We start from the raw sequence: 21391 nt of genomic DNA on the forward strand, positions 1-21391 counted from the left end.
CTTATCCCTTGCTCCGAAGCACGCTTTTGACCGCCTCTTGCCAGATGTCCTCATAGTTGAATTTGAAGCCGATCATCATAAAGTTGCCGATGTTGTCAATCACCATCGTCAGCATATGCGCCTTGGCTGTAATTCGCTCGTCCGGAACGACGCCAAGCTTCGCGCCGTGTGTCAGCAGCTCCTCGAACCCGCTGGCGAATCCTTCAGTCACCGCGTGGAACCGCTGCTCGTACTTCGGTTCGTTGCGGGAGCCCCGGATCAGGTATTCGTTCAGGATGCGGGGGAAGTATTCGTCCTGCCGCTGGTCTTCGATCATCCGGCAGCCGTCGGCCAGCAGCTTCGCTTCGAAGTTGTCTTTCGTATAGTCCTGAATGGAAAAGGATTTCGAAAAATCGATTTCCATCGCGATTTCATCGAAAAGAACGTCGATCAGCACATCTTTGGAAGGAAAATGATAGTAGATCGCGGGCTTGGAAACTCCTACTTCTTTGGCGATCATGGACAGGCTTGTTTTGTCAAACCCGTGCTCCGCAAAAAGCCGGTAGGCGGTTTCCAAAATTTTGGCGTAGGTTTCGTTGATAACAATCACTCCGTCAAACGTTTTGTTGTAAAATACCCCAAAAATTCCTAGTTACCAAATACTTCTGCATCCTCGTGCTAAATCCCTCCTTTTCGCATGAGGGACATTCTGCCTGCCGTACAACAAAACAAACAAGCCCTCTTCGAGAAGCCGGGGAACCGGATCGAAGAGGGCTATGGCAGCCGGATTCGGGCAAGCTTACCAGAGCAAAATCAGCGTCAAGTTCGACAGCGCAAAAGCGAACACGACGTAGTCGCGCAGGCGGAACCGATATACACGGATCGGCGTCCGTCCGGTATCGCCTTGGTAGCAGCGGGACTCCATCGCGACGGCCAGATCTCTGGCGCGCAGGATGGAGAGCACGAACAAGGGCAGCAGCATCGGCAGGACGCCCCGGAAGCGGGCGGCTACCCCTTTGCGGTGGAAGCCTCCGCCCCGGGCCGTCTGCGCTTTGCGGATTTTATCGAACTCGTCCAGCAGCAGCGGGAGGAAGCGAAGGGCGATGGAGAACATCATCACAGCCTCGTGCACCGGCACCTTCAGCTTCTTCAAGGGACTGAGCAGCAGTTCCAGCCCTTCTGCAAGCACAATCGGCGAAGTCGTTCGCACGAGTAGCGACAAGAGCAGCACGATCCCGGCGATCTGCTCGCACATAACGACGCCTTTCACGGCGCCTTCCGCCGAAAACGTGACAAAGCCGATCGTGATCCACGTATCCCCCGGAACGGGTGTGAGGAAGGCTTGGTAAATCATCGTAGACGTAAAAAACAGCAGCAGGGACAAAACAGTCAGCGCCAGCACGCGCCAAGAGAGCTTGGCAACGCCCCAGAGGACGATGAGCAGCGCGAGCTGGGCGCTTTTCAGGAGCAGGTGGTGGTTCAGCAGCAGACTGAGGCCGAACAACAGCACGGCGACGATCTTCATGCGCGGGTCCCAGCGCTCCAGCCACGAGTCTCTTTTTTGGTAGATCAAATCGCTTGATGTGGACATAGGTCAGGCGCTCCTTAGGAAAGGTAAACTGGATGGGATCGCTCCGCATACCTTCGCGCGATCCGTTGAGCGGTCTCTTCGACCGATTCGGGAAGGACCGGGCCGTCTCCAAGCATTCGGCGTACAGCCAGCGCCGGAGGCTCCTCCCAGTCGAAGTCCGCCAGAAGCTGCGGATCGGATAACAATCTCGCTGGATGCCCATCGGCCAGAAAGCGGCCATCCTTCAGCGCGATGAGACGGGAAGCGTGCTCCAAAATTTCGTCCAACTGGTGGCTGACCCACAGAATTGTCATCCCGTTCTCCCGGTTCAAGCGGTGTAGCAGCTCGAATAGCGCTTGACGCGAAGACAGATCGAGACCGGCCGTCGGCTCGTCAAGAATAAGCACGTCCGGCTCCAGCACGATGACGCCGGCGATGGCGACACGCCGCTTCTCGCCTCCGCTCAGCTCGAACGGACTCCGGCTTGCGAACGCGTCATAGTCAAGGCCGACCGCGGTCATTGCAGCCCGGACCTTGACCTCCTTCGCTTCGGGCGTCAGCCCGGCGTGCTGCAGGCCGAAGGCGATGTCCTCGAACACCGTTGCCGCAAACAGCTGATGCTCGGGATACTGAAAAATGTACCCGACCCGGTCGAACCGCTCCGGACGCTTGGCGGTATGCGGATTGACCCTGTCCAGCAGCAGTTCGCCCTCGGTCGGGGACAGAAACCCCTTGAGCAGCTGCGTGAACGTCGACTTCCCCGAGCCGGATTTGCCGGCAACGGCCAGCATCTCGCCCTTGTCGATCGCCAGCCCGATCTCTCGGAGCACCGCCGGGACCGAGGAGGAAGCCTCTTTTTTGCGCCGCCGTTTGCCATAGCCGCCATAGGCGAACGACACGTTCTTCAGCTCGATGCGCATAGCAGCTTCCTCCATTCCTCGGGGCCGGGCGAGTCGGAAACGGGAACGCCCAGTTTACGCACCGCCAGCGCTAGTCTGCGCGGGTAAGGCAGCTCCAGCCCGCAGCCGGAGAGCAGCTCTTCCTGCGTCCACAGCTCCGCGGGCTTCCCGACGGCCTGAACGCCGCCTTGCCGGAACAGCACCCAGCGATCTGCTTCGAACACTTCCTCCAGATGGTGGGTGATGTAGATCAGCGTAAACGGATGCTCGCGACGAACCTCGTGCAGCGTCTCCACGAACTGCTTCCGGGAGACGGGGTCCAGCATCGAGGTCGCTTCGTCCAGAATCAGGCAGCGGGGGGCGAGCGCCAGCACGGAAGCCAGCGCCAGCTTCTGCTTCTCTCCGCCGGACAGCTGCGTCACGAGGCGGTCTTCGTCGGCGTCGAGCCGGACCGCGTTCAGCGCCCAGCGAATCCGGCGCTGCATGTCCTCTTGCGGCCAGCCGATGTTCGATAGCCCGAAAGCGATGTCCTCGCCTACCGTCAGGCCGACCTGCTGGTCTTCCGGGTTTTGAAATACGATTTGGACGCGCCTGCGGATGGAAGGGACCGCTTGAGGGTCGGCAGTATTGTCGCCCTCGACAAGGATCGAGCCTTCCGTCGGCAGCTCGATGCCGTTCAGCAGCCTCGTTAGCGACGATTTGCCGGAGCCGTTCGGGCCGAGGAAGGCGACGAATTCGCCGGGCTCAAGCTCCAGGCTGACATCGCGAAGCGCCCAAACCGGCGGTTCGCCGCCGGTATAAGAAAACGATACGTTTCGAATTGAGATCATAAGTCGTAGTCACTGCCTTTCCGAAGTGGCGACCGGGCCGTAGACGCTTTTCTCGTCGGCGGGATCGAACAAGCCGTCCTCCGTATTCGGAATTTGCCAGAAGAAATCGATATGCACGCCTTTTTCCGCCGCCAGCGCCAAAAAATCCTGCATGAAGACGCCTTTGCCCGGATCGCAGGAGGGGCTTCCGCTAATGCCGAGCCCGCCTGCAATCGTGTAGCCGTGATCCTGATACACCTTCAACTGCTCGACGAACGGCAGCAGAATGTTCCGGTTGTGGGCGTGAAACTCCGGCGTGTCGTACTCCTCCACCGTCATCGGGGGCCGCTCCGGCCCGAGAAACGTGAACTCGGGGCAGGGCAGCTGCACGATGCCGTATCCTTGTTCATTCGCCCAATCGACCGCCGATTTCATCACGCCCGGACTCCGGGCTTCCTCGGCGACGACGGCGTTCTGGTTCAGCACGCAATGGGATGCGACGATGATTTTTTTACTGCGCTGCATGGGGAGCCCCCTTCGTTCCGCGTTTGGCCGGCCGCTTGAGGAGCGACTGCGGAATGCCTTGGATCACGTAGTAGACGAGCAGGGCTGACAAGATTTTATCAATTAAATTTTCAGCCAGACGGGGGAGAAACGCCGATGCGAACAAGCTGCTGCCGGCTTGCTTCAGCCACAGTACCGCAATATCCTGTACGCCGCCCGTCAATCCGCCGAATACGCCGATCGCGATGACCGTTCCGATGGTGGGGCAGACGATGCCGAGCAGGAAGCCGGAGACAAGCGCCGACCGCAGCGTATATCCGAATTTTCGCGCGGTATAGCCGACGATCAGCCCGACGGTGGCGTTCACAAGCGCAAAAGGAATCGACGAATAGCCGGATGTCACGCCCAAGACCAGGTTGGTCAGAATGCCGACCAGCGCGCCCCAGAACGGGCCGTAGACGGCGGCGATAAAGATCGTGCCGATGACGTCTAGGAACAGGAACGGAATTTTCAGGCTTCCGACGACCGTTCCCGCAATGACATTGATCGCCACGGCCAAAGCGCCGAGCGTGATGATTAACGTTTTTTGATTCATGCCGAACGACCTCCAAGGATTCATAAAATAAATACCGGACTTTCTTCGATCCATCTTCGATCAGAAGGTCTTGCTTTATTCAAAGAATCCGATTCCCCCTTTGTACATAACGAGAAACGCATGGGAGCGCAGGTTTGAAGCGAAATGAACTTCCGGCTGCGGCTCTGACGCAGATTCTACAGACGAGTCGAACAACTTAAAACCAAGTAAATTCATCTACTTAGTTTAGTATCATTGTAGTGCTTTTCGTTCGGTTGTCAATGATGATAATTGGATGCAGTTGAAGAAAGTGGGACTTTGACTTTGCCTGCTTCCCGGGGCCGTTATTATCTATATTCCGCCGGCGGACAATTATCCTAAACGAAACCTTCCCTTGACCGACCCGGCTTCCAAAGATAACCTATTCAAGTACCTTTTTTATTTATTTTCCGTGACCAAGGAGTACTCTATGAGATTTCGGGATTTCCATCCAAACGTTAAACTTCGTATTATAATGAGCTTTTTGACCGGGGCGCTCGGCAGTATGGTCGTTCCGTTCATGTCCGTTTATTTTGCCAAAACGCTCGGGGCGACGGCCGCAGGTTTCGTGGCGATTTTCAATATCATGGTGGGGCTCGTCTTCGCCATGCTGGGCGGCTATTATGCGGACCGGGTCGGACGCAAGCGCATGATGCTGATCTCCGAAGCGGCAATCGCCGCGGCTTATTTGGTCATGGCTGCCGTCAACTCGCCCTGGTGCCAATCGCCGGTCGCGACGCTCGTCATGACGGTTGTCGTCAGCGCGAGCTGGGGGCTGCACAAGCCCGCCATCGAGGCGATGCTGATCGATGTGACGGAGCCGCATGCTCGCCAAGCAATGTACCGGATTTCGTATTGGACCAACAACCTGTCTGTTGCTGCGGCCGGAATGATCGGAGCGGTTCTGTTCGCCGATTACTTGTTCGAGCTGTTCCTCGCTGTTGGGCTCATGACGTTTGTTTCCTTCGCCGTCACCTGGGTCTTTATCACCGAAGCATGGAAACGGCCCGAAGGCGGCCCAACCGGGGCGGCGGAGCCGAAGAAAGGCAAGCTATGGGCTAACTACCGGCAGGTGCTGCGCGATAAAGTGTTTATGGTGTATGTCGGAGCCTTTGTGCTTCTCTACTCCGTGGAGATTAATCTGGTCGACTATATTGCGATTCGTCTGGAGAAAGAAATGCGGTTGACGCCGTGGCTGCCATGGACGGACTGGCAGATTGACGGCATGGAAATGCTGGGGGTGCTGCGGACCGAGAATACGCTGCTTGTCGTTCTATTGTCGCTTATGATCGCGTCGCTGATCAGGCACCGCTCGGATTCGCGGATCATGTACGCGGGGCTCGTGCTCAGCATCGCCGGATACAGCTTTCTCGCGTACAGCAACCAGCCGGTGCTGCTCGTGCTGATGATGTTCGTCGCGACGGTCGGCGAGCTGATTTACGTTCCGCTCAGCCAGGCGCTTCTGGTGAACATCGTACCGGATCACGCGCGCAGCTCTTATATGGCGATTAACGGCATGGCATTCCGGGGAGGCATGATCCTGGGCGGAGTGAACATCATACTCGGAGGCGTGCTGCCGGGCTGGGGGATGGCAGTCGTAATTTTCATGACCGGGGTGGCAGGGCTGCTGATGCTCCGTTCCGTGATGCCGGTGCTGAATCAAGGGAGCACCTCATCGAAGGACAATAGCTCTGGTAACGGCCGCGGTACCGTACACCTGTCGAACTGATTATGATTCAAGCGCCGGCTGCATATCCTGTTGAGGGAAAGCCGCTCGGATCCCCGGCCGCGCAGGGCATGTTTACAATTGGAAAAAATAGATGCCAAGTGCCAATTTATAGTCTAGAATATAGGGTGAGAAAAAGCCGCTCACCCGCGATCGTTTAATGAACCTCCGGGAGCATTGCTTGAGGCGCGGCGAATCACGACCAAGAATTCGTCCCGGAGGGGATTATGAAAAAAACATGGTTTTACCGCTTGTTGTTCTCCTATTTTCCGATCTTTTTCAGCTTGACTTCCGTTTTAATTCTGCTCGCCTTTTTGTTCGTTAGCGACCTCTCCCGAAAAGAAACGATGAACGCAAACCAGATGTACGTGAGGCATGTGATCCAGATGATCGACCACTCGCTGCGCGAAACGGACGGCATGCTGATCCATGAAATCGAGACGAACGACAAGCTCCGCACGTTTTTTCAAAGGAACGCCGGTTCGCAAAATTATTTCTCCACATATGAGGTTTCCAAAAAAATAAACGAGCTCGTCACGTTTAACACCTTTATCGACTCCGTCTATTTGTACCGTTTCTCGGACGGCATGGTAATCAGTCCCGCCGTGTTCGTTCCGCTCGAAAAATTCGGAGACCGTACCTTCCTGACCGGGCATCTGGATTCGCGCATCCCCTATACGTTATCCGAGCGAAGAATCTATTCGGACGCCCTCGATCCGGAGAATCGGCCGCCCGCGTCGGTCGTTTCCATCGTAAGAAGATATCCGCTGCTGACCGGGGAGCAGGGAGTCGTCGTCATTAACATCGCCGTGCGGGAAATTCAAAAAATGCTTGCCAGCATGTCGAGCTCCCAAGTCAGCTTTGTGGAAATTAAAGACCGGAACGGCAATCTCATCACCGATCCGCTTCCTGAGAATAAAGGCAAGGAAGGAACTGTACTGTCGCGCTTCGTATCCGATTATACGGGATGGTCGTACGAAGGCGGGGTATATGATAACCACTTGTTCCGCTACGCTTCGGTCTTCTCCTATCTTTGGATTGTTTCGGGCTTCGTCGTTGTGGCGGCAGGTACCATCTGGATGGCTTACGTGACAAGGCGGAATTACAAGCCGATCGAATCGATCATCTCGCGGATCAACGTGTATTCCATGCACAAGAGCAGCAAATTGACGAGGAAAGCGAAGGACGAGTTCAATTTTATCGAGCAGGCGCTGGATAATTTGATCGAGCAGTCGAATACGTACCAGAAGCTGCACGAAGAGGACGTGATTTACCGGCGGCGGCATTTTTTCCTGCAGCTGCTGGAAGGCCGGCGGCCTGCGAACCCGCGGGATTGGGCGACGGAGCTGGAGCTGTTCTGGACACGATCCCCTGGGGAAAGCATCGGTCTGGCCGTATTTGAAATTGACAAATATTCCGCGATGAAGGAACGATATTCCGTACGGGACCAATACTTATTGAAGTTCGTCCTGAACAGCGTGGTCAAAGAAATTGCCGAGCCGCTGCCGGTAACGGTATGGCCGGAGTGGACGGCAGATCACCGGCTGACGGTGCTGTTTCAAATGGTGGACGCGCAGAACGGAGACGAACAGTTTATCGCATCGCTCGCCGAAAGCGTGAGGGCATGGGTGGAAAAAAATCTGGACTACACCGTCACCGTCGGCGTCGGGCCGTGCATGGCGCAGGTGGACGATATTCCGCATTCGTATGCCGGTGCTTTGGCGGCACTGGCCTACAAATCGAGCCTTGGCTTGAACCTTGTCATTCCGCACAATGAAAGGGGATTGAAGCTGCAGGGAGAGCCGTACCGTCATTTGCAGCTGATCCGCTCTCTGGCGCAAGCTTTCCGGGCCGGGGGAGAGGACTGGCGTTCGATCTACAGCCAGATTTTTTCGGAGGTCAAGGATGCGCTCTTCTCCCGGGAAGAGCATGTCAATCTGATGAATTACTTCATCTACCATTTGTATCGCGAGATGATGGAGTTTCCGCCGAATGTCCGGGAGATCTGGAAGACGGAGACGCTGCCTCGGCTCAACCAAGTGCTGCATACGTTCGATCTGGTCGATGAGGTGGAGACCCAATTTCTCGATATCTTAACGGATACCGAAAAGAAAATCCGGCTTCTTCAGGAGAGCCGCAGCAAATATACCGTTATTCGGGAAGTGAGAAGCTATATCGAGCGGGAATATGCCAACCCGGATCTGTCCCTTAATCTGCTCTGCGAGGAATTCGGCTTGAACGGCAAATATTTAAGCCGTCTGTTCAAGGAGGCATTCGGGGTAAAACTGGTGGATTACTTGGTCGGCGTCAAGGTCGAAAAAAGCAAAGAGCTGCTGGAAAATACGCAGCTGTCTTTGCAGCAAATTTCCGGTGCGGTCGGATACCTGCACGTCATCTCGTTTATCCGCGCGTTCAAAAAAGTAGAGGGCACCACCCCCGGCGAATACAGGAAAAAACACGGAAAAAGCCTTTCGTGACGGAAGGCTTTTTCCGTTTGGCATATGGTGCGAAATAGGCTTATCGCTCCTTTTTCCTTTAGGCTAACGGGGTGAATCTTGTAGATTGATTTTCCAGTTCGGATAGCGCTACATTGAGCATACATTCCCCGCGGCTTCACCCGGAGGAATACAAGTACATTAGGCGGAGAGGAAGTCGATCGATGAACAAAAAGGGGCGGAATCGAGGGGTAGTGTTAAGCGTGGCCACCGTACTAGCGGCGGGAGCGCTGGCAGCCGGATGCAACAACCAAGACACGTCTGAGAAGAAAGGGGCCGAGGCCCATCAGACGGAACCCAAGAGAGGCAGCATTACGGTTTCCATTTACGACCGGAATAACATTCCGCCGGAGGAAGGGAATTGGGACAAAAACCGCTGGACCGAATGGATTAACAAGCACGGGCCGGTCGATGTCAAATACGTTCCGGTTCCGCGTTGGGAATCTTTGCAGAAATTCAATGCCCTGTTCGCCAGCGCCGCCGCTCCGGATTTAATTCTGGAGTATGATACGAATTACCGGAATCAGTGGTACGCCCAAAAGCTGCTGATGCCCTTGGACGAACTGATCGACAAGCACAGCACGATTTACAAGGAGCTGATGAGTAAGGTTCCGCTGCTCAAGAAGCTTGGCACCAAGGACGACGGGAAGCTGTATGAAATCGGCAGAGTCACTCCCCTGATGACGAACCACGCGATTTATATTCGCGAGGACTGGCTGCAAAAGCTAAAGCTGGAAGCGCCCAAAACAACGGAGGAGCTGCTGCAGGTTGCCAAAGCGTTCGCCAATCGAGATCCGGACGGCAACGGAAAAAAGGATACGTTTGGCGTCAACTTAAGTGGAAACGGTTTCACGATCGTGAATCACATGTTCGGCCACGGTCTGAACGATTGGGACATCCAGGGCGATCGCGTTGTGCATGAATGGGATCGTCTGAAGGCGTCCGTTGCGTTCCAGAAAGCGTTGTTCGATGCAGGTCTGGTCGACAAAGACTTCCTGACGGATAAAAACGGGGAGAAGGCGAAGCAGGATTTTCTGAGCGGCAAATTGGGCATGTATTTGCATCAGGGCCTCAGCAGCAGCGATTACGACACGTTTAAGAAAAACAATCCGGACGGGAACATCGCCATACTGCCGCTTCCGAAGAGCGAGTTCGGCCAGTTTAGCCCGGTCCTGGGGGCTCCGGTGCAAATGGTGGCGGCCGTGAACGTCAAAGCGGCGGACCCGAAAGCCGTCATCCAGTATATCGATTTCATGGTTAAGCCGGAGAACGCTATCGTCATCAAGAACGGCATCGAAGGGGTGCATTGGCGCAAAGGAAGCAACGGCTGCCCGCAAAAAATCGATCCGGAAAAAAACAAAAAGGAAGTCTATACCGCCGATCTGAACATGCTGACCTCGGAGGTGCTGTTCGGTAAATGCGCCTTCGGGGATTCCATAGAAAACCCGTCGGCAACCGATAAGGCGCTCAGCGATTTGAACAGCCAGGCGAAGAAGGCCTACATCAGCAAGGAGCGTCCGGTTCCGTCCTTAAATGCGACGACTTTGCCGCTGCTTCCCGACGCGTTGTCGATCGTCGTTAAAAATGTAGAGAAGCAGATCGGAACGGGCGTCGTCCGCGGCGACATTTGGATGAAGGCGATCGTGAACGGTCCCGGCTTTACGGCGGATCAGGGGCTCAGAGAAGCGAAGGCCGTTTGGGAGCAGGCCGGAGGGGCGAAGGTGGACGAATTTTATGCGAAATGGTATGCGGACAACAAGAACGCACTGTTCCTCCTGGACGATTTGTACGCCTTCGACGAGCAGATTCAGCAGTTTAACCGGGGAAGAACCGAACCGTGAAAGCGTGGAAAGGGGATGATCCTATCCAAAAGCAGACGCTGTCGTATCCGATGAAGCCTTCTGAAGCCCATACTTCTGTCCGCAGGCTCCAAAGAAAAAGGCTGAAGCAAAATGTTCCGTTAATTTTGATGTTTATTCCGGTCATCGCCTTTTTTGTGGCCTTCCGGTATATTCCGATTCTCGGCAATGTGATCGCGTTTAAGCAGTATAACCTGATGCAAGGCATCTGGGGGAGCCCATGGATCGGTCTGGACAATTTCAAGATCATATTCAGTAACCCCCAAACCATTCAGATCGTGAAAAACACCTTTCTGCTGAGCTTCTTCGGTATTGTGATCGGGTTTCCGTTCCCGATTCTGGTCGCGGTCATGCTGAACGAAGTGCGCAGGATGTGGTGGAAGAAGACGGTGCAGACGCTATTGTATTTGCCGCACTTTTTCTCCTGGGTCATTATCGGGGGGATCGTCGTTACGCTGTTCGGGTCTCAGGCCGGCGTCGTGAATGCGCTGCTGGAGCAATGGACGGGCGCGAAGTATCCGTTTCTGTACCAGGCCGGCTCCTGGCTGACGATCTTTTTCGGCTCGAGCGTTTGGAAGGAAGCCGGCTTCGGGGCCATTATTTATTTGGCCGCGATGAGCTCGATCGATCCGCATCTGTACGAAGCGGCGAGCATGGACGGGGCTTCGAAGCTAAGACAAATTTGGCACATCACCCTACCCGGCATTGTTCCGACGGCGACCATCATGCTGATCCTTTCGATGGGGCGCGTCATGGATGTCGGCTTCGATCCGATCTACAACCTGCAGAACGCCGTCGTGTCGGACGTATCGAACGTCATCAGCACGTACATTTACACGATCGGGATCCAAAACGGGCTTTACAGCTTGACGACGTCCATGGGACTGTTCGAATCCGTGATCGGGCTCATTTTGGTCGTCGGCGCAAACCGGATCGCCAGAAAATTCAACCAATCGTTATGGTGAACGAACAAGGAGGGCGACGATGAAGCTATCGTACGGAGAAAAAATATTTTACTGCGTGAACAATCTGCTGCTGGTCGTGGCCGGTCTTAGCTGTCTGCTGCCGCTGCTTAACATCGTCTCGATGTCCTTCAGCGACTATTCCGCCATCGCCTCGGGCTTCGTCGGGATCTGGCCTGTCGGGTTCAGCCTCGACTCCTACAAAGCTCTGATCGACGGGACGCCGATAGTCAATTGCTTTAAAAATAGCGTCGTCATCACGGGAGTCGGCGTCGTCCTGAGCATGGTCTTCACGATCTTGGCCGCCTTCCCGCTGTCGAGAGCGTACTTTTATGCAAGAAAAGCGTTCACGCTGGCTATCGTGTTCACGATGCTGTTCGGGATTCCTACCATTCCGGCTTTTTTGGTGAACCGCTCCTTGGGCATTATCGATACGTACTGGGCGCTCTGGCTTCCCGGCTTGATCAGCGCCTACAATTTGATGGTGCTAAAAACGTTTTTCGAGAACGTGCCGGCCGAAATTGAAGAGGCCGCCCGGATCGACGGCTGCGGCGATTGGCGGCTGCTGATGCAGATCGTCCTGCCCCTGTCGATGCCGGTGCTGGCGACGCTGACGCTGTTTTACGGTGTCGGCTACTGGAATGCGTTCCAGGGCTTGTTAATTAACATTAACGATCCCGCGAAGTACAATTTGGCCGTCATGGTGCAGAACATGATCGCGAATCAGTCGCTGCTCCAAAGCTTGAACAACCTGCAGCAGCATGAGCTGGAGCAGTTAATTACGCCCGAATCGATCCGGTCGGCGGGGGTGGTTGTGATGCTTGTTCCGCTGCTGCTGGTATACCCCTTTATGCAGAACTATTTTGTCAAAGGGGTCATGATCGGCGCGGTCAAAGGATAAGGATGTAGGGAAAGGGGGCTGGCAGTTTGGGCAACAACGGCAGGGCTGCTGAGGGAACCCCGAAGGGAGAAAGTGCATATTTTGCAGAGGGGGTTCATCAATTGAAAGCAAAGAGATGGAACAAAGCCAGTGTGACAAGCACTGCCGCCGTTCTTGCGGCGGGTATGCTTGTGGCGGGCTGCAACGGCAGCAGCGTGCCGGACGATAAGGCGGGTCAGCAGGAAGGAAAGAGAGGAAGCCTGACGGTATCGATCTACGACCGGAATAACATTCCGCCGGAAGAAGGGAATTGGGACAAGAACCGCTGGAGCGATTGGATCAACAAGAACGGTCCGGTTCAGGTCAAATATGTTCCGGTTCCGCGCTGGGAATCTTTCCAGAAGTTTAACGCCTTGTTCGCCAGCGCCGCGGCTCCGGATTTGATCCTGGAATATGATACGGGCTACAGAAACCAGTGGTATGCCCAGAAGCTGCTGATGCCTTTGGACGAGGTCATCGATAAATACAGCACGACGTATAAAGAGCTGATGAAGCAGTTTCCCCAGTTAAAAAAGTTGGCGACCAAGGACGACGGGAAAATTTACGAAATCGGCAGAATTTCCCCGCTTACCGCAGGGCACCGCGTTTACATTCGCGAGGACTGGCTGCAGAAGCTGAACCTCCAGGCTCCCAAAACGACGGAAGAGTTTTTTAACGTAGCGAGGCAGTTCGTGGAACAGGACCCGGACGGAAACGGCAAAAAAGATACGTTCGGTCTCAATTTGAGCGGCAATGCCCCCGCGATCATTCAGCATATGTTCGGGTTCGGAGAAGTCCAGTGGCGCTTCGAAAACGACAAATTCGTGCACGAATGGGACCGTTTGGCCGCGGCGGTTGCTTTTCAGAAAAAGCTGTTTGACGCTGGCTTGGTCGACAAAGATTTCCTGACGGATAAAAACGGGGAGAAAGCGAAGCAGGATTTCCTCTCCGGCAGGCTCGGCATGTATTTGTTTCAGGATTTCCCGAGCGAGAAGGATTACGATACGTTCAAGAAAAACAATCCGAACGGCAAGCTTGCGATCCTGCCGCTACCGAAATCCGAATTCGGCCAGTTCAGTCCGGCGGTCGGCAGCCCGATTCAGATGGTCGGCGTGCTGAACGTCGCAGCCAAAGACCCGAAATCGGTCATGCAATATATCGATTTTATGATTAAACCGGAAAACGCGTTAACCATTCAATACGGCTTGGAAGGCACGCATTGGAGCAAGGACGAGAACGGCTGCCCGCAGCCGATCGATGCCGAGAAGAACAAGAAGGAAGTAGCGTATACGGCCGATCTTGGCATGATGGCCTCCCGGCTGCTGTACGGCAAATGCGGATTTGATTCGTACCGGCCGCAGAAGACGGAAGCGCAAAAGGAATTGCGCGAGCTGGCGCTGCAAGCCAATGCCGCCTACGTTTCGAGGGAGCGGCCGATCCCTACCCTGAAGCCGGAATATTTGCCCGTGCTGCCGCAGGAGCTTGCGATCATCGTCAAAAATTCCGATCAGCAGCTCAAGGATATTTGGATTAAGGCGGTTGTCGGCGGAAGCGGCTATACGGCGGAGCAGGCTTATAAAGACGCGAAGGAATTATGGGAAAAGGCCGGTGGCACCCGGGTAGACGACTTCTACGCCAAATGGTACGCGGAGAATAAGCCGAAAGCATTTATGCTGGAGGATTTATATAAATTCGGCGAAGACGCCGAGAAGTTGTATTCCAATAAATAAGATTCCCCTGCGCAGCATGTCTGTCCGGCTGTTCCCACGGGGCGGGAGGCGTTCGGCTTCCCGCCCTGCATGTTCCTCTTTTCGAAGGGAGGTGCCCAAATCATTTGTGATGAAACCGCCTATTTTGTAAACGCTGTCAATGTCGCAAATTTTGTATGGGGAGGAATCCGCTTTGACAGGGAAGATAACGAAAGGGTTGGCAAGCTTTTGGCTGGTGGTATTTCTGTTGTTCGGCCAAGTCCCTTTCCCCTTGGGAAGTGCTGCGGTCGTGGAGGCACAGGCGCTCTCACCCCCCTCAAATTTGACCTCCGTTTGGCGGACCGATACCTCGGTTCATTTGGCGTGGACCGCTTCTTCCTCCGGCAGTGCGGTCATCGGTTACGACGTCTATAACGGCAATGCGTTGATTGGAAGCACGAGCGGCTCATCCGACTATTGGGCAACCGGGCTGACTCCGGGCGGAAGCTATACGTTTACGGTGCGGGCAAGAGACGCGTCGGGGAACGTTTCGGCGCCAAGCAATCCGCTTGCCTTTCTGCCGGGTGCGCTTGACCGGGGACTCTGGACCGCCACCGCGTCTTCCAGTGCCGGCGGCGCACCGCCCTCCTTGGCGGTGGACGGCAGCTTATCCACCCGCTGGAGCAGCGGAGCGGCACAAGCCGTAGGGATGTGGTTCCAGATCGATACGGGACCGGGGGATAAAACGTATCATAAGCTGGTGCTGGACGCCGGAGTTTCCGCTGGTGATTACCCCCGGGGGTATGAAGTCAGCGTATCCGACGACGGGGCGAATTGGAGCGCGCCGATCGTCTCGGGTACGGGGAGTTCTTCCGTCGTGACGATCGATTTTCCGCAGCAAACCGCCCGATATGTCCGGGTCACGTTGACGAAAAGCTCCGGGCTGTGGTGGTCGATCTACGATTTGAATCTGTACGGTGCCATGCAGCCCGATACCCAAGCGCCGACCGTTCCCGGCGGCCTGAAAGATTCCGACGTGACGGATCATGAGATCCGGTTGTCTTGGAATGCTTCTACAGATAATGTGGCTGTCTTTGCATACGATATTTATCTTGGTTCAGACTTCATCGGTTCCACGAAATCGACGGACTATAAGGTATCCGGGCTATCCCCGAGAACCGCCTATACGTTTACGATCCGGGCCAGAGACCCGGCGGGCAATGTTTCCGCACCGGCCGGACCCTATGCGGTGACCACGCAGGATAAGCTGGATCGCACGCTCTGGAAGGTAACGGCCTCGTCCAGCGGCAGCACCTCCTCGCCGGTTATGGCGATCGACGGCATCCTGTCCTCCCGGTGGACCAGCGGGGTGCCGCAAGCTCCGGGGACGTGGTTCCAGATCGATACCGGACCCGGGGATAAAACGTATAACAAGCTGGTGCTCGATGCCGGAGCCTCCGCCGGAGATTATCCCCGCGGATATGAGATTACCGTATCCGACGACGGTGTGAACTGGAGCGCGCCGGTGGCATCGGGGACGGGCACTTCTTCCGTCGTGACAATCAGTTTCCCGCAGCAAACCGCCAAATATATCCGAATTACGTTAACAACAACCTCTGGCTTATGGTGGTCTATCCATGAGCTGTATCTTTACGGCGTCATGGCTCCTGACGACGAACCTCCCACCACTCCCGCTCATTTAACCGCCACCAAAATACTCGATACGGAAGTCGATCTTACCTGGGAAGCCTCAACGGATAACGTTGCCGTGGTAGGATACAATGTGTACGCCGGTTCCACATTCATCGGCTATACGACGGCCACGAGCTACAAGGCAGAGGATCTTACTGCCAAAACGTCCTATACGTTCACCGTACGCGCCAAAGATTTGTCGGGCAATCTGTCACCGCCAAGCGCCCTCCTGACGATAACCACGCAGGACGTCATCGCGCTGCCTCTGGTGGCCAGGTATGAAATGGAACCGGACCCCTCAAATCCGACGCTGTTGCGGGACGATAGCGGTTTTGAGCAGAACGGGACCGTTAGCCCTCCGGCTTCCTTCGAAGACGGACGGGAAGGCGGCGGAAAGGCGTTAAAGTTTATCGGACCGAATCAGGCTATGGTTACTTCTCCTACTTCTCCCACTGGCATGCTGAACAATCTTTCCTCCAAGTTTACGATTAGCGCCTGGATCAAGCCGGACGATTTGAACGGGCATCAGCCCATCGTCACGAAGCGTGACGCCAACTGGAAGGGATCGACGTTTTATTTGCGGCTCACCGGGAATCGCCTGGGGTTTGCGGCGGATTACGGGGAGAAATGGTACGACTGGTCCTTTCCTTCGGATTCGATCGTGGCCGGGCAATGGTGTCATGTCGCAGTAACCTTCGAAAAAAACGTCGGCGTTAAATTTTATGTGAACGGTAAGCTCATCGGTAATGTCGACGGCTCTGCGGTATTCACGGATGCGCTGCCGAACTTCGTGAACATGATGCTGGGCACGGAGTGGCACTGGGACCCTGCGACAAGATCGATGCGTCAATACGGGTTCCGGGGTTCGATCGATTCCTTGCATATTTATGCGGCCCCTCTGACCTCCGGCCAAATCAAAGCGGATATGGCTAACACGATGAAGACTCGTCCGGCGGAGCCGAGCGATTTCACGTTCCCGGAGAAATGGGCGACCTTCCGATTAGTCCGGTACGACATGCCGAACGGCTTGTTTACGAACGGCAGCGCCAAAATCCACCAAACGGCCGTGCGCAAGGAGGGCCCCGATGCGGTGGATTGGCCCAGAATCACGCTGCACATCCCCCAAACGGATCAAACGGAAAGCAAGATTGAACCCTTCGCCGACGGTGCCGAATTCAAGACGGATATTTTGTTGCGGCGCGATCCGGAAAGCATGCCGCTCCTGCAGGAGCCCTACGATAACGTGCTGAAGCCCGGCAATCATTGGGTACGCGGGGTACAATGGCGCTGGGGCCAGACATACATGTACACCACCGACAGGACGGCCAGGACGTGGGCGTGGGATTACGAGCTTTGGACGTTTCCTGTGAAGATCGAGGGAGCCGAGCCGGGAGCTGTTAAAAACGTCGTGCTGAAAGCGGACGGGGCGGAGATCTATAACAGCGGGGCGAATGTGTACAATTCCCTGACCCTGCTGCTGCCGCAAAATGAAGCCGGCAAGCCTTACGAGCTGTCGGTTGACGGACGAGGGCCGGTTCGATTCGACGCGGGACTTCAGCCGGTCGAAGCCGGCAATCCGAAGGATGTCCCGTTTGCGTTCACTCGGACTGTCCCCGGCAGCGGGCCGACGATTACCGTAAAGTCGCTGGATCGTCCGGAAACGTTTCCAAATCAGGCGGCCTGGGATGCGGATGCGGCGGCGCTCGCGGAGGCGAAGCCTGTCACGCCCGGCTATGTCCCGGATCGTTCGTCGATCGCCCGTCATTTGGGAGTCGATGTTCCCAGATCGCCGGAGACGATCAACTTCATTTATATGTCGCACGGCATGAGCTCCGGCGGATTTTACCACTCCGAGCATAAACAGGTGGCCTCGATGTATCAGACTTTGGGTTCCGTTGAGGACTATGCCGATTATGTCAGCGATACCGGTTACGACCGTGTATTCGAATTCAGTAACTTTACCGATGCGGATAGTCCGGTCAGTCAGGAAAAGATGGCGGCGGCGCTGGAAAAACGGGGCGTTCAGTTCGGCTTCGTTCCGCTCACGGACATCAACGGCATCGATATGCGCAATGCGAATTTGGCGTTTTACGCCTACAATTTGCCCGACTACCGCGCACCGTTATACCGGAACGTCCAGCTCAGCCTGCAGCGGTTTCAGGTTTATCCGAACATGACGGGCATAAGCATCGGCGCGGATAACGCCGACTACGTGCCGTATTGGGATTGGGCGCCGCCTATCCCGAACCGTCCGTGGGGGATGGCGTATACCGCATTCCAGAGGGCGCGCGGTTTGCCGCTTACGACGCCGATCGCTCCCAGCGTGCAGGGCTGGTATCAGCCGAAGGCGCACGAGTATTTCGCGAATTCCTCCAAACCGTTCCTCAATTACATCGATCGGTACGACGAAACCTTCAAGCAGTACGGTTATTTTGTCAAGGCGGTTTCCGAAGTCAATGACGGCTATATCACCACGACCGGGTCGTTCGGAAGCTCGCCCGGGGTCGGCGGACACGGAGGATGGCCCTGGGGGACGGTTCCCGCCAAGCCGATGCATGAGCAGATGCCGGTACAGACCGGTTACGACTGGAACGAATTGAACGCCTCCAAGCCGATGCATGTGGCTGCTTTGCTGGACCGTCTGCGCAGCTATTATCCCAACAAAACGACATGGGCGACGCCGGACGATTTCAGCTTGTTTTTCGGCAAGATGGACCGGGAAAAAGCTTATGCGCTGGCCTTGACCCGGGGCATTCAGGCGATCGGTACGAATGTGCTGCCGAACAATAAGGGCGATCTTGCCAAGGCTCAGATGATCGCGGAACAAAAAGAGCTCTACTCCTGGATTCGTAAATACGGCGGCGCCTATGCGATGACCGAGCCGACGCCGACGATCGGGATCATGTATGTCAACAAGCAAGCCCTGCTGCGGGGCATCGTTGGCAAAGATCCGACGGACGAGGATCTGCTCAAAGGCTCTCACGAAGGAAAAGTGACGGAAGCGATGTTTTTCACCCACGCCGCCGGATGGTCCTCGAAAGTGATCACGCCGGAAGAGCTGAAGAGAGGGCTGCCGTCATCCATTAAGGCCATACTGCTCGTAGGGTTGAACAACTTCGACGACAGCTGGCACTGGTACGACGACGGCATTGCCGGCGAGCTTCAAGGCTTCGTAGACCGGGGAGGACTCATTCTGAAGGATGACGAATCCGTATCTCCCGTACCGTCCGTGGCTACGGGCATGCAGGTCCGGGCCTATCTGAAGCAAAGCGATACGGATCAGACCAATCTGCTGCTGGAGCGGAATGCGGACAACATCGTCAAGCTGAAAAGCGCCATGGCGTCGGTCACGAAGCCGGTTGCCGTCACTGACAGCAGTACGGTCTGGGCGATTCCGACCCGTTCCGGAGATACGCAATATGTGACGGTGGTCAACCAAAAGCACGATCAGCCTGACGATTCGCAGCATCTGATCGGACAAACGGGCTCGGTCACGTGGAATACGGAGCGCCCGATCTATGATGTGCGAAAAGGCAGAAAGCTGACCGTTCAGGAAGCGACTTATGTCGATTTGAAATCCGAAGGCTTCCAATGGTACGCCCTTCCGCCCGCCGAAATAACGGCGCCTTCCGTTACTGTAACCAAGGGCACTTCCGGCTTTTACGAGGCCTTCGCGTCCGTTCGCAATCCGGACCCGATGACCGGCATCCCGGTTGAATTGACCGTAACGCATAATACAAGCGGCGATACGGCAACGGTGTATTCGGCGACGGGTCTGACCGCGAAGCTGCCCTTGAAGGACTCGGACCAACCCGGAACGTATACGGTAACCGTCAAAGAATTGCTCAGCGGGCTGTCTTCCGGCACTCAGGTCATGATCCAAGGGTCCAAAGGGTCGGCAGATCCTTCTCCGGTAAAATTGTACAGGGAGGACGGCATTCGCGAATTCGCGGAAAGAACGACTATCCCTCTGACGGTCGCTTTGACGGCTGCGCAAAACAACGATCCGGCCATTGTGGAACAGGCAAACCGTCTTGTGCAGTATTACCGCAGCGAGGGCCGCCAAGCCCAGCTGGGCCTTGCCGAACCGAACGGGGTCGTGACCGGGCTGCAGGAATACAAATCGTCGTATGTCAAATACCCCCAATGGAAAACGATCGAATCCGATCTTGTCCTCATTGGCAACACGTCGAATAACGTGCTGCTTCTCGATCAAGCCAGAGGGTATCTGCTGTTCGAGCAAGGCGATCAGTTATCGGCCGGCAAGGCGGCGGTCAGCTATGCCAATTCTCCGTTTGTCGGCGAGTATCACACGGTAAATATTATCGCGAACGATGTAAGCGGAATAAAAGCCGCCGTCAACACCTTGATCGACTTACCCCCGGCTGCGTTGAAAGCACCGAAATTCGTGACGGCGAACCGCATCTCCGATACCGGCGTGGAGCTGGCCTGGTCGGGAAGCGACGGCGCGCTGGGCTACACGATCGAACGGCGGGATAACGGAGATGCCGAATGGCAGCGAATCGGCTATGTTTCCAGCGGGATGACGAGCTTCAACGATTCGCGCCTGACCCCGGACAAAATGTACGCGTATCGCCTGAAAGCCTTTAACTTGGCCGGCGCTTCGGACTATAGCGAGCCGATCCGCGTCATCACGACGAGCCAGGGAGATGCCGGTCCGGAGCTTACCCGCATAGAGACGGACGGCATAACCGGGGAAGGGAAATTTAACAACAAAACCGTAGCCGTCACCTTCGTGGTCGGCGACCGGGTGAAGACAACGAAATACAAGCTGAACAATAACGCTTGGAAAACCGTTACGGGAGCCGTATATATCGCAGACGAGGGAATTCACACGCTGCAATATTATTCCGAGGACAAATCCGGAAACGTGGAACGAACGAAGCGGGCGGTAATCGGCATCGACAAAAAAGCGCCTGTGACCGTCGCCAACGTACCCAGAGGGTGGAAGAATACGCCGCAGCTGGTCCAATTGCGGGCATCCGATAACTTAAGCGGAGTCGCGAAAACCTTGTACAGCGTGAGCAACGGCATGCCCGGCAGCGGACCCGGCGGCAATGTCAGCGTCACCAATAACGTATACGGCGATGTATATGGCGACTATACGGTTACCACGAACGTATACGGGAATGTATACGGCAATTACAGCATAGCGAACAACGTGTATGGGAACGTATACGGCGATTACACCGTAACCACCAACGTGTATGGCGACAGCAAGATGGTAGAGGCGGAGGGAAGCGTCGTTCCCGTTACACAGGAGGGCATCAACACGATCCGCTACTACAGCATAGACGCTGCCGGCAATAAGGAGAGCGTCAAGACGGCGGTCGTCACGCTGGACTATACGCCGCCGAAGATCGAGCTCGTCACCCCGCTTTCGTTCAACCGGTCCGAGCCGGTGAGGGTGAAACTTCAGATCAGCGATGCGCTGAGCGGAGTATCGCAGTCCACGGTAACGTTTAACGGACGCGCGAGGGGCACCTCCTTTGTCCTTAATCCTTATTCGCTGCCGGCGGGCGATTACGCATTAGTCGTGAAATCGTCAGACCGCGCAGGAAATAACAGCGAGAAGACGTTCGTTATCCGCATTTTGGACCGATGAGCCGCTTCTCCCGCAGCAAGGAGACGTAAATTTGTTAGAAACGCAAGTAT

At 55.6% G+C, this 21391-nt stretch carries 13 protein-coding genes; 7 read left to right on the forward strand and 6 right to left on the reverse strand.

Annotated elements, in window-relative coordinates; translation table 11 throughout:
- Position 1 precedes the first annotated feature (1 nt).
- The 6 genes from PEL01S_RS21840 to PEL01S_RS21865 form a co-directional block, all read right to left on the reverse strand.
- Positions 2-589, reverse strand: coding sequence for a TetR/AcrR family transcriptional regulator (locus tag PEL01S_RS21840; RefSeq protein WP_174806987.1), 588 nt, complete (start codon positions 587-589; stop codon positions 2-4).
- A 189-nt stretch (positions 590-778) separates the two neighbouring features.
- The gene (locus PEL01S_RS21845; RefSeq protein ID WP_127461832.1) at positions 779-1570 is read right to left on the reverse strand and encodes an energy-coupling factor transporter transmembrane component T family protein; all 792 of its coding nucleotides are present in this window, start codon (positions 1568-1570) and stop codon (positions 779-781) included.
- 14 nt (positions 1571-1584) lie between these two features.
- A complete protein-coding gene (locus tag PEL01S_RS21850) occupies positions 1585-2469 on the reverse strand; it encodes an ATP-binding cassette domain-containing protein (RefSeq protein ID WP_127461833.1) in 885 nt (294 codons plus the stop codon).
- Positions 2454-3278, reverse strand: a complete 825-nt coding sequence (locus PEL01S_RS21855) for an ATP-binding cassette domain-containing protein (RefSeq protein ID WP_127461834.1) — start codon at positions 3276-3278, stop codon at positions 2454-2456. Before PEL01S_RS21855 ends, PEL01S_RS21850 begins: the two co-directional genes overlap by 16 nt.
- A 9-nt stretch (positions 3279-3287) precedes the next feature.
- Positions 3288-3782 carry a CD3072 family TudS-related putative desulfidase gene (locus PEL01S_RS21860; RefSeq protein WP_127461835.1) on the reverse strand — a complete coding sequence of 165 codons (495 nt, stop codon included), beginning with the start codon at positions 3780-3782 and terminating at the stop codon, positions 3288-3290.
- Positions 3769-4356, reverse strand: coding sequence for a CD3073 family putative ECF transporter S component (locus PEL01S_RS21865; RefSeq protein ID WP_164824305.1), 588 nt, complete (start codon positions 4354-4356; stop codon positions 3769-3771). Before PEL01S_RS21865 ends, PEL01S_RS21860 begins: the two co-directional genes overlap by 14 nt.
- A 448-nt stretch (positions 4357-4804) precedes the next feature.
- On the opposite strand from PEL01S_RS21865, the gene PEL01S_RS21870 reads away from it, so the two are divergent.
- The 7 genes from PEL01S_RS21870 (at position 4805) to PEL01S_RS21900 (ending at position 21341) form a co-directional block, all read left to right on the forward strand.
- Positions 4805-6103, forward strand: a complete 1299-nt coding sequence (locus PEL01S_RS21870; RefSeq protein ID WP_127461837.1) for an MDR family MFS transporter — start codon at positions 4805-4807, stop codon at positions 6101-6103.
- 224 nt (positions 6104-6327) lie between these two features.
- Entirely contained in the window at positions 6328-8577 is a 2250-nt protein-coding gene (locus PEL01S_RS21875; RefSeq protein ID WP_127461838.1) for a helix-turn-helix domain-containing protein, read from the forward strand.
- Positions 8578-8798: 221 nt separating this feature from the next.
- Positions 8799-10436 carry an extracellular solute-binding protein gene (locus PEL01S_RS21880; RefSeq protein WP_255320149.1) on the forward strand — a complete coding sequence of 546 codons (1638 nt, stop codon included), beginning with the start codon at positions 8799-8801 and terminating at the stop codon, positions 10434-10436.
- Positions 10433-11419, forward strand: a complete 987-nt coding sequence (locus PEL01S_RS21885) for an ABC transporter permease (RefSeq protein ID WP_127461840.1) — start codon at positions 10433-10435, stop codon at positions 11417-11419. The genes PEL01S_RS21880 and PEL01S_RS21885 overlap by 4 nt, the downstream gene beginning before the upstream one ends.
- A gap of 19 nt (positions 11420-11438) precedes the next feature.
- A complete protein-coding gene (locus PEL01S_RS21890; RefSeq protein WP_127461841.1) occupies positions 11439-12317 on the forward strand; it encodes a carbohydrate ABC transporter permease in 879 nt (292 codons plus the stop codon).
- Positions 12318-12418: 101 nt separating this feature from the next.
- On the forward strand, positions 12419-14065 hold the full coding sequence (locus PEL01S_RS21895; RefSeq protein ID WP_127461842.1) for an extracellular solute-binding protein: 1647 nt from the start codon (positions 12419-12421) through the stop codon (positions 14063-14065).
- A 172-nt stretch (positions 14066-14237) separates the two neighbouring features.
- Positions 14238-21341 carry a discoidin domain-containing protein gene (locus PEL01S_RS21900; RefSeq protein WP_163768666.1) on the forward strand — a complete coding sequence of 2368 codons (7104 nt, stop codon included), beginning with the start codon at positions 14238-14240 and terminating at the stop codon, positions 21339-21341.
- The last annotated feature ends 50 nt before the right edge of the window (positions 21342-21391 follow it).

This window comes from Paenibacillus elgii NBRC 100335 (assembly GCF_004000865.1).
Lineage (GTDB): Bacteria > Bacillota > Bacilli > Paenibacillales > NBRC-103111 > Paenibacillus_G > Paenibacillus_G elgii.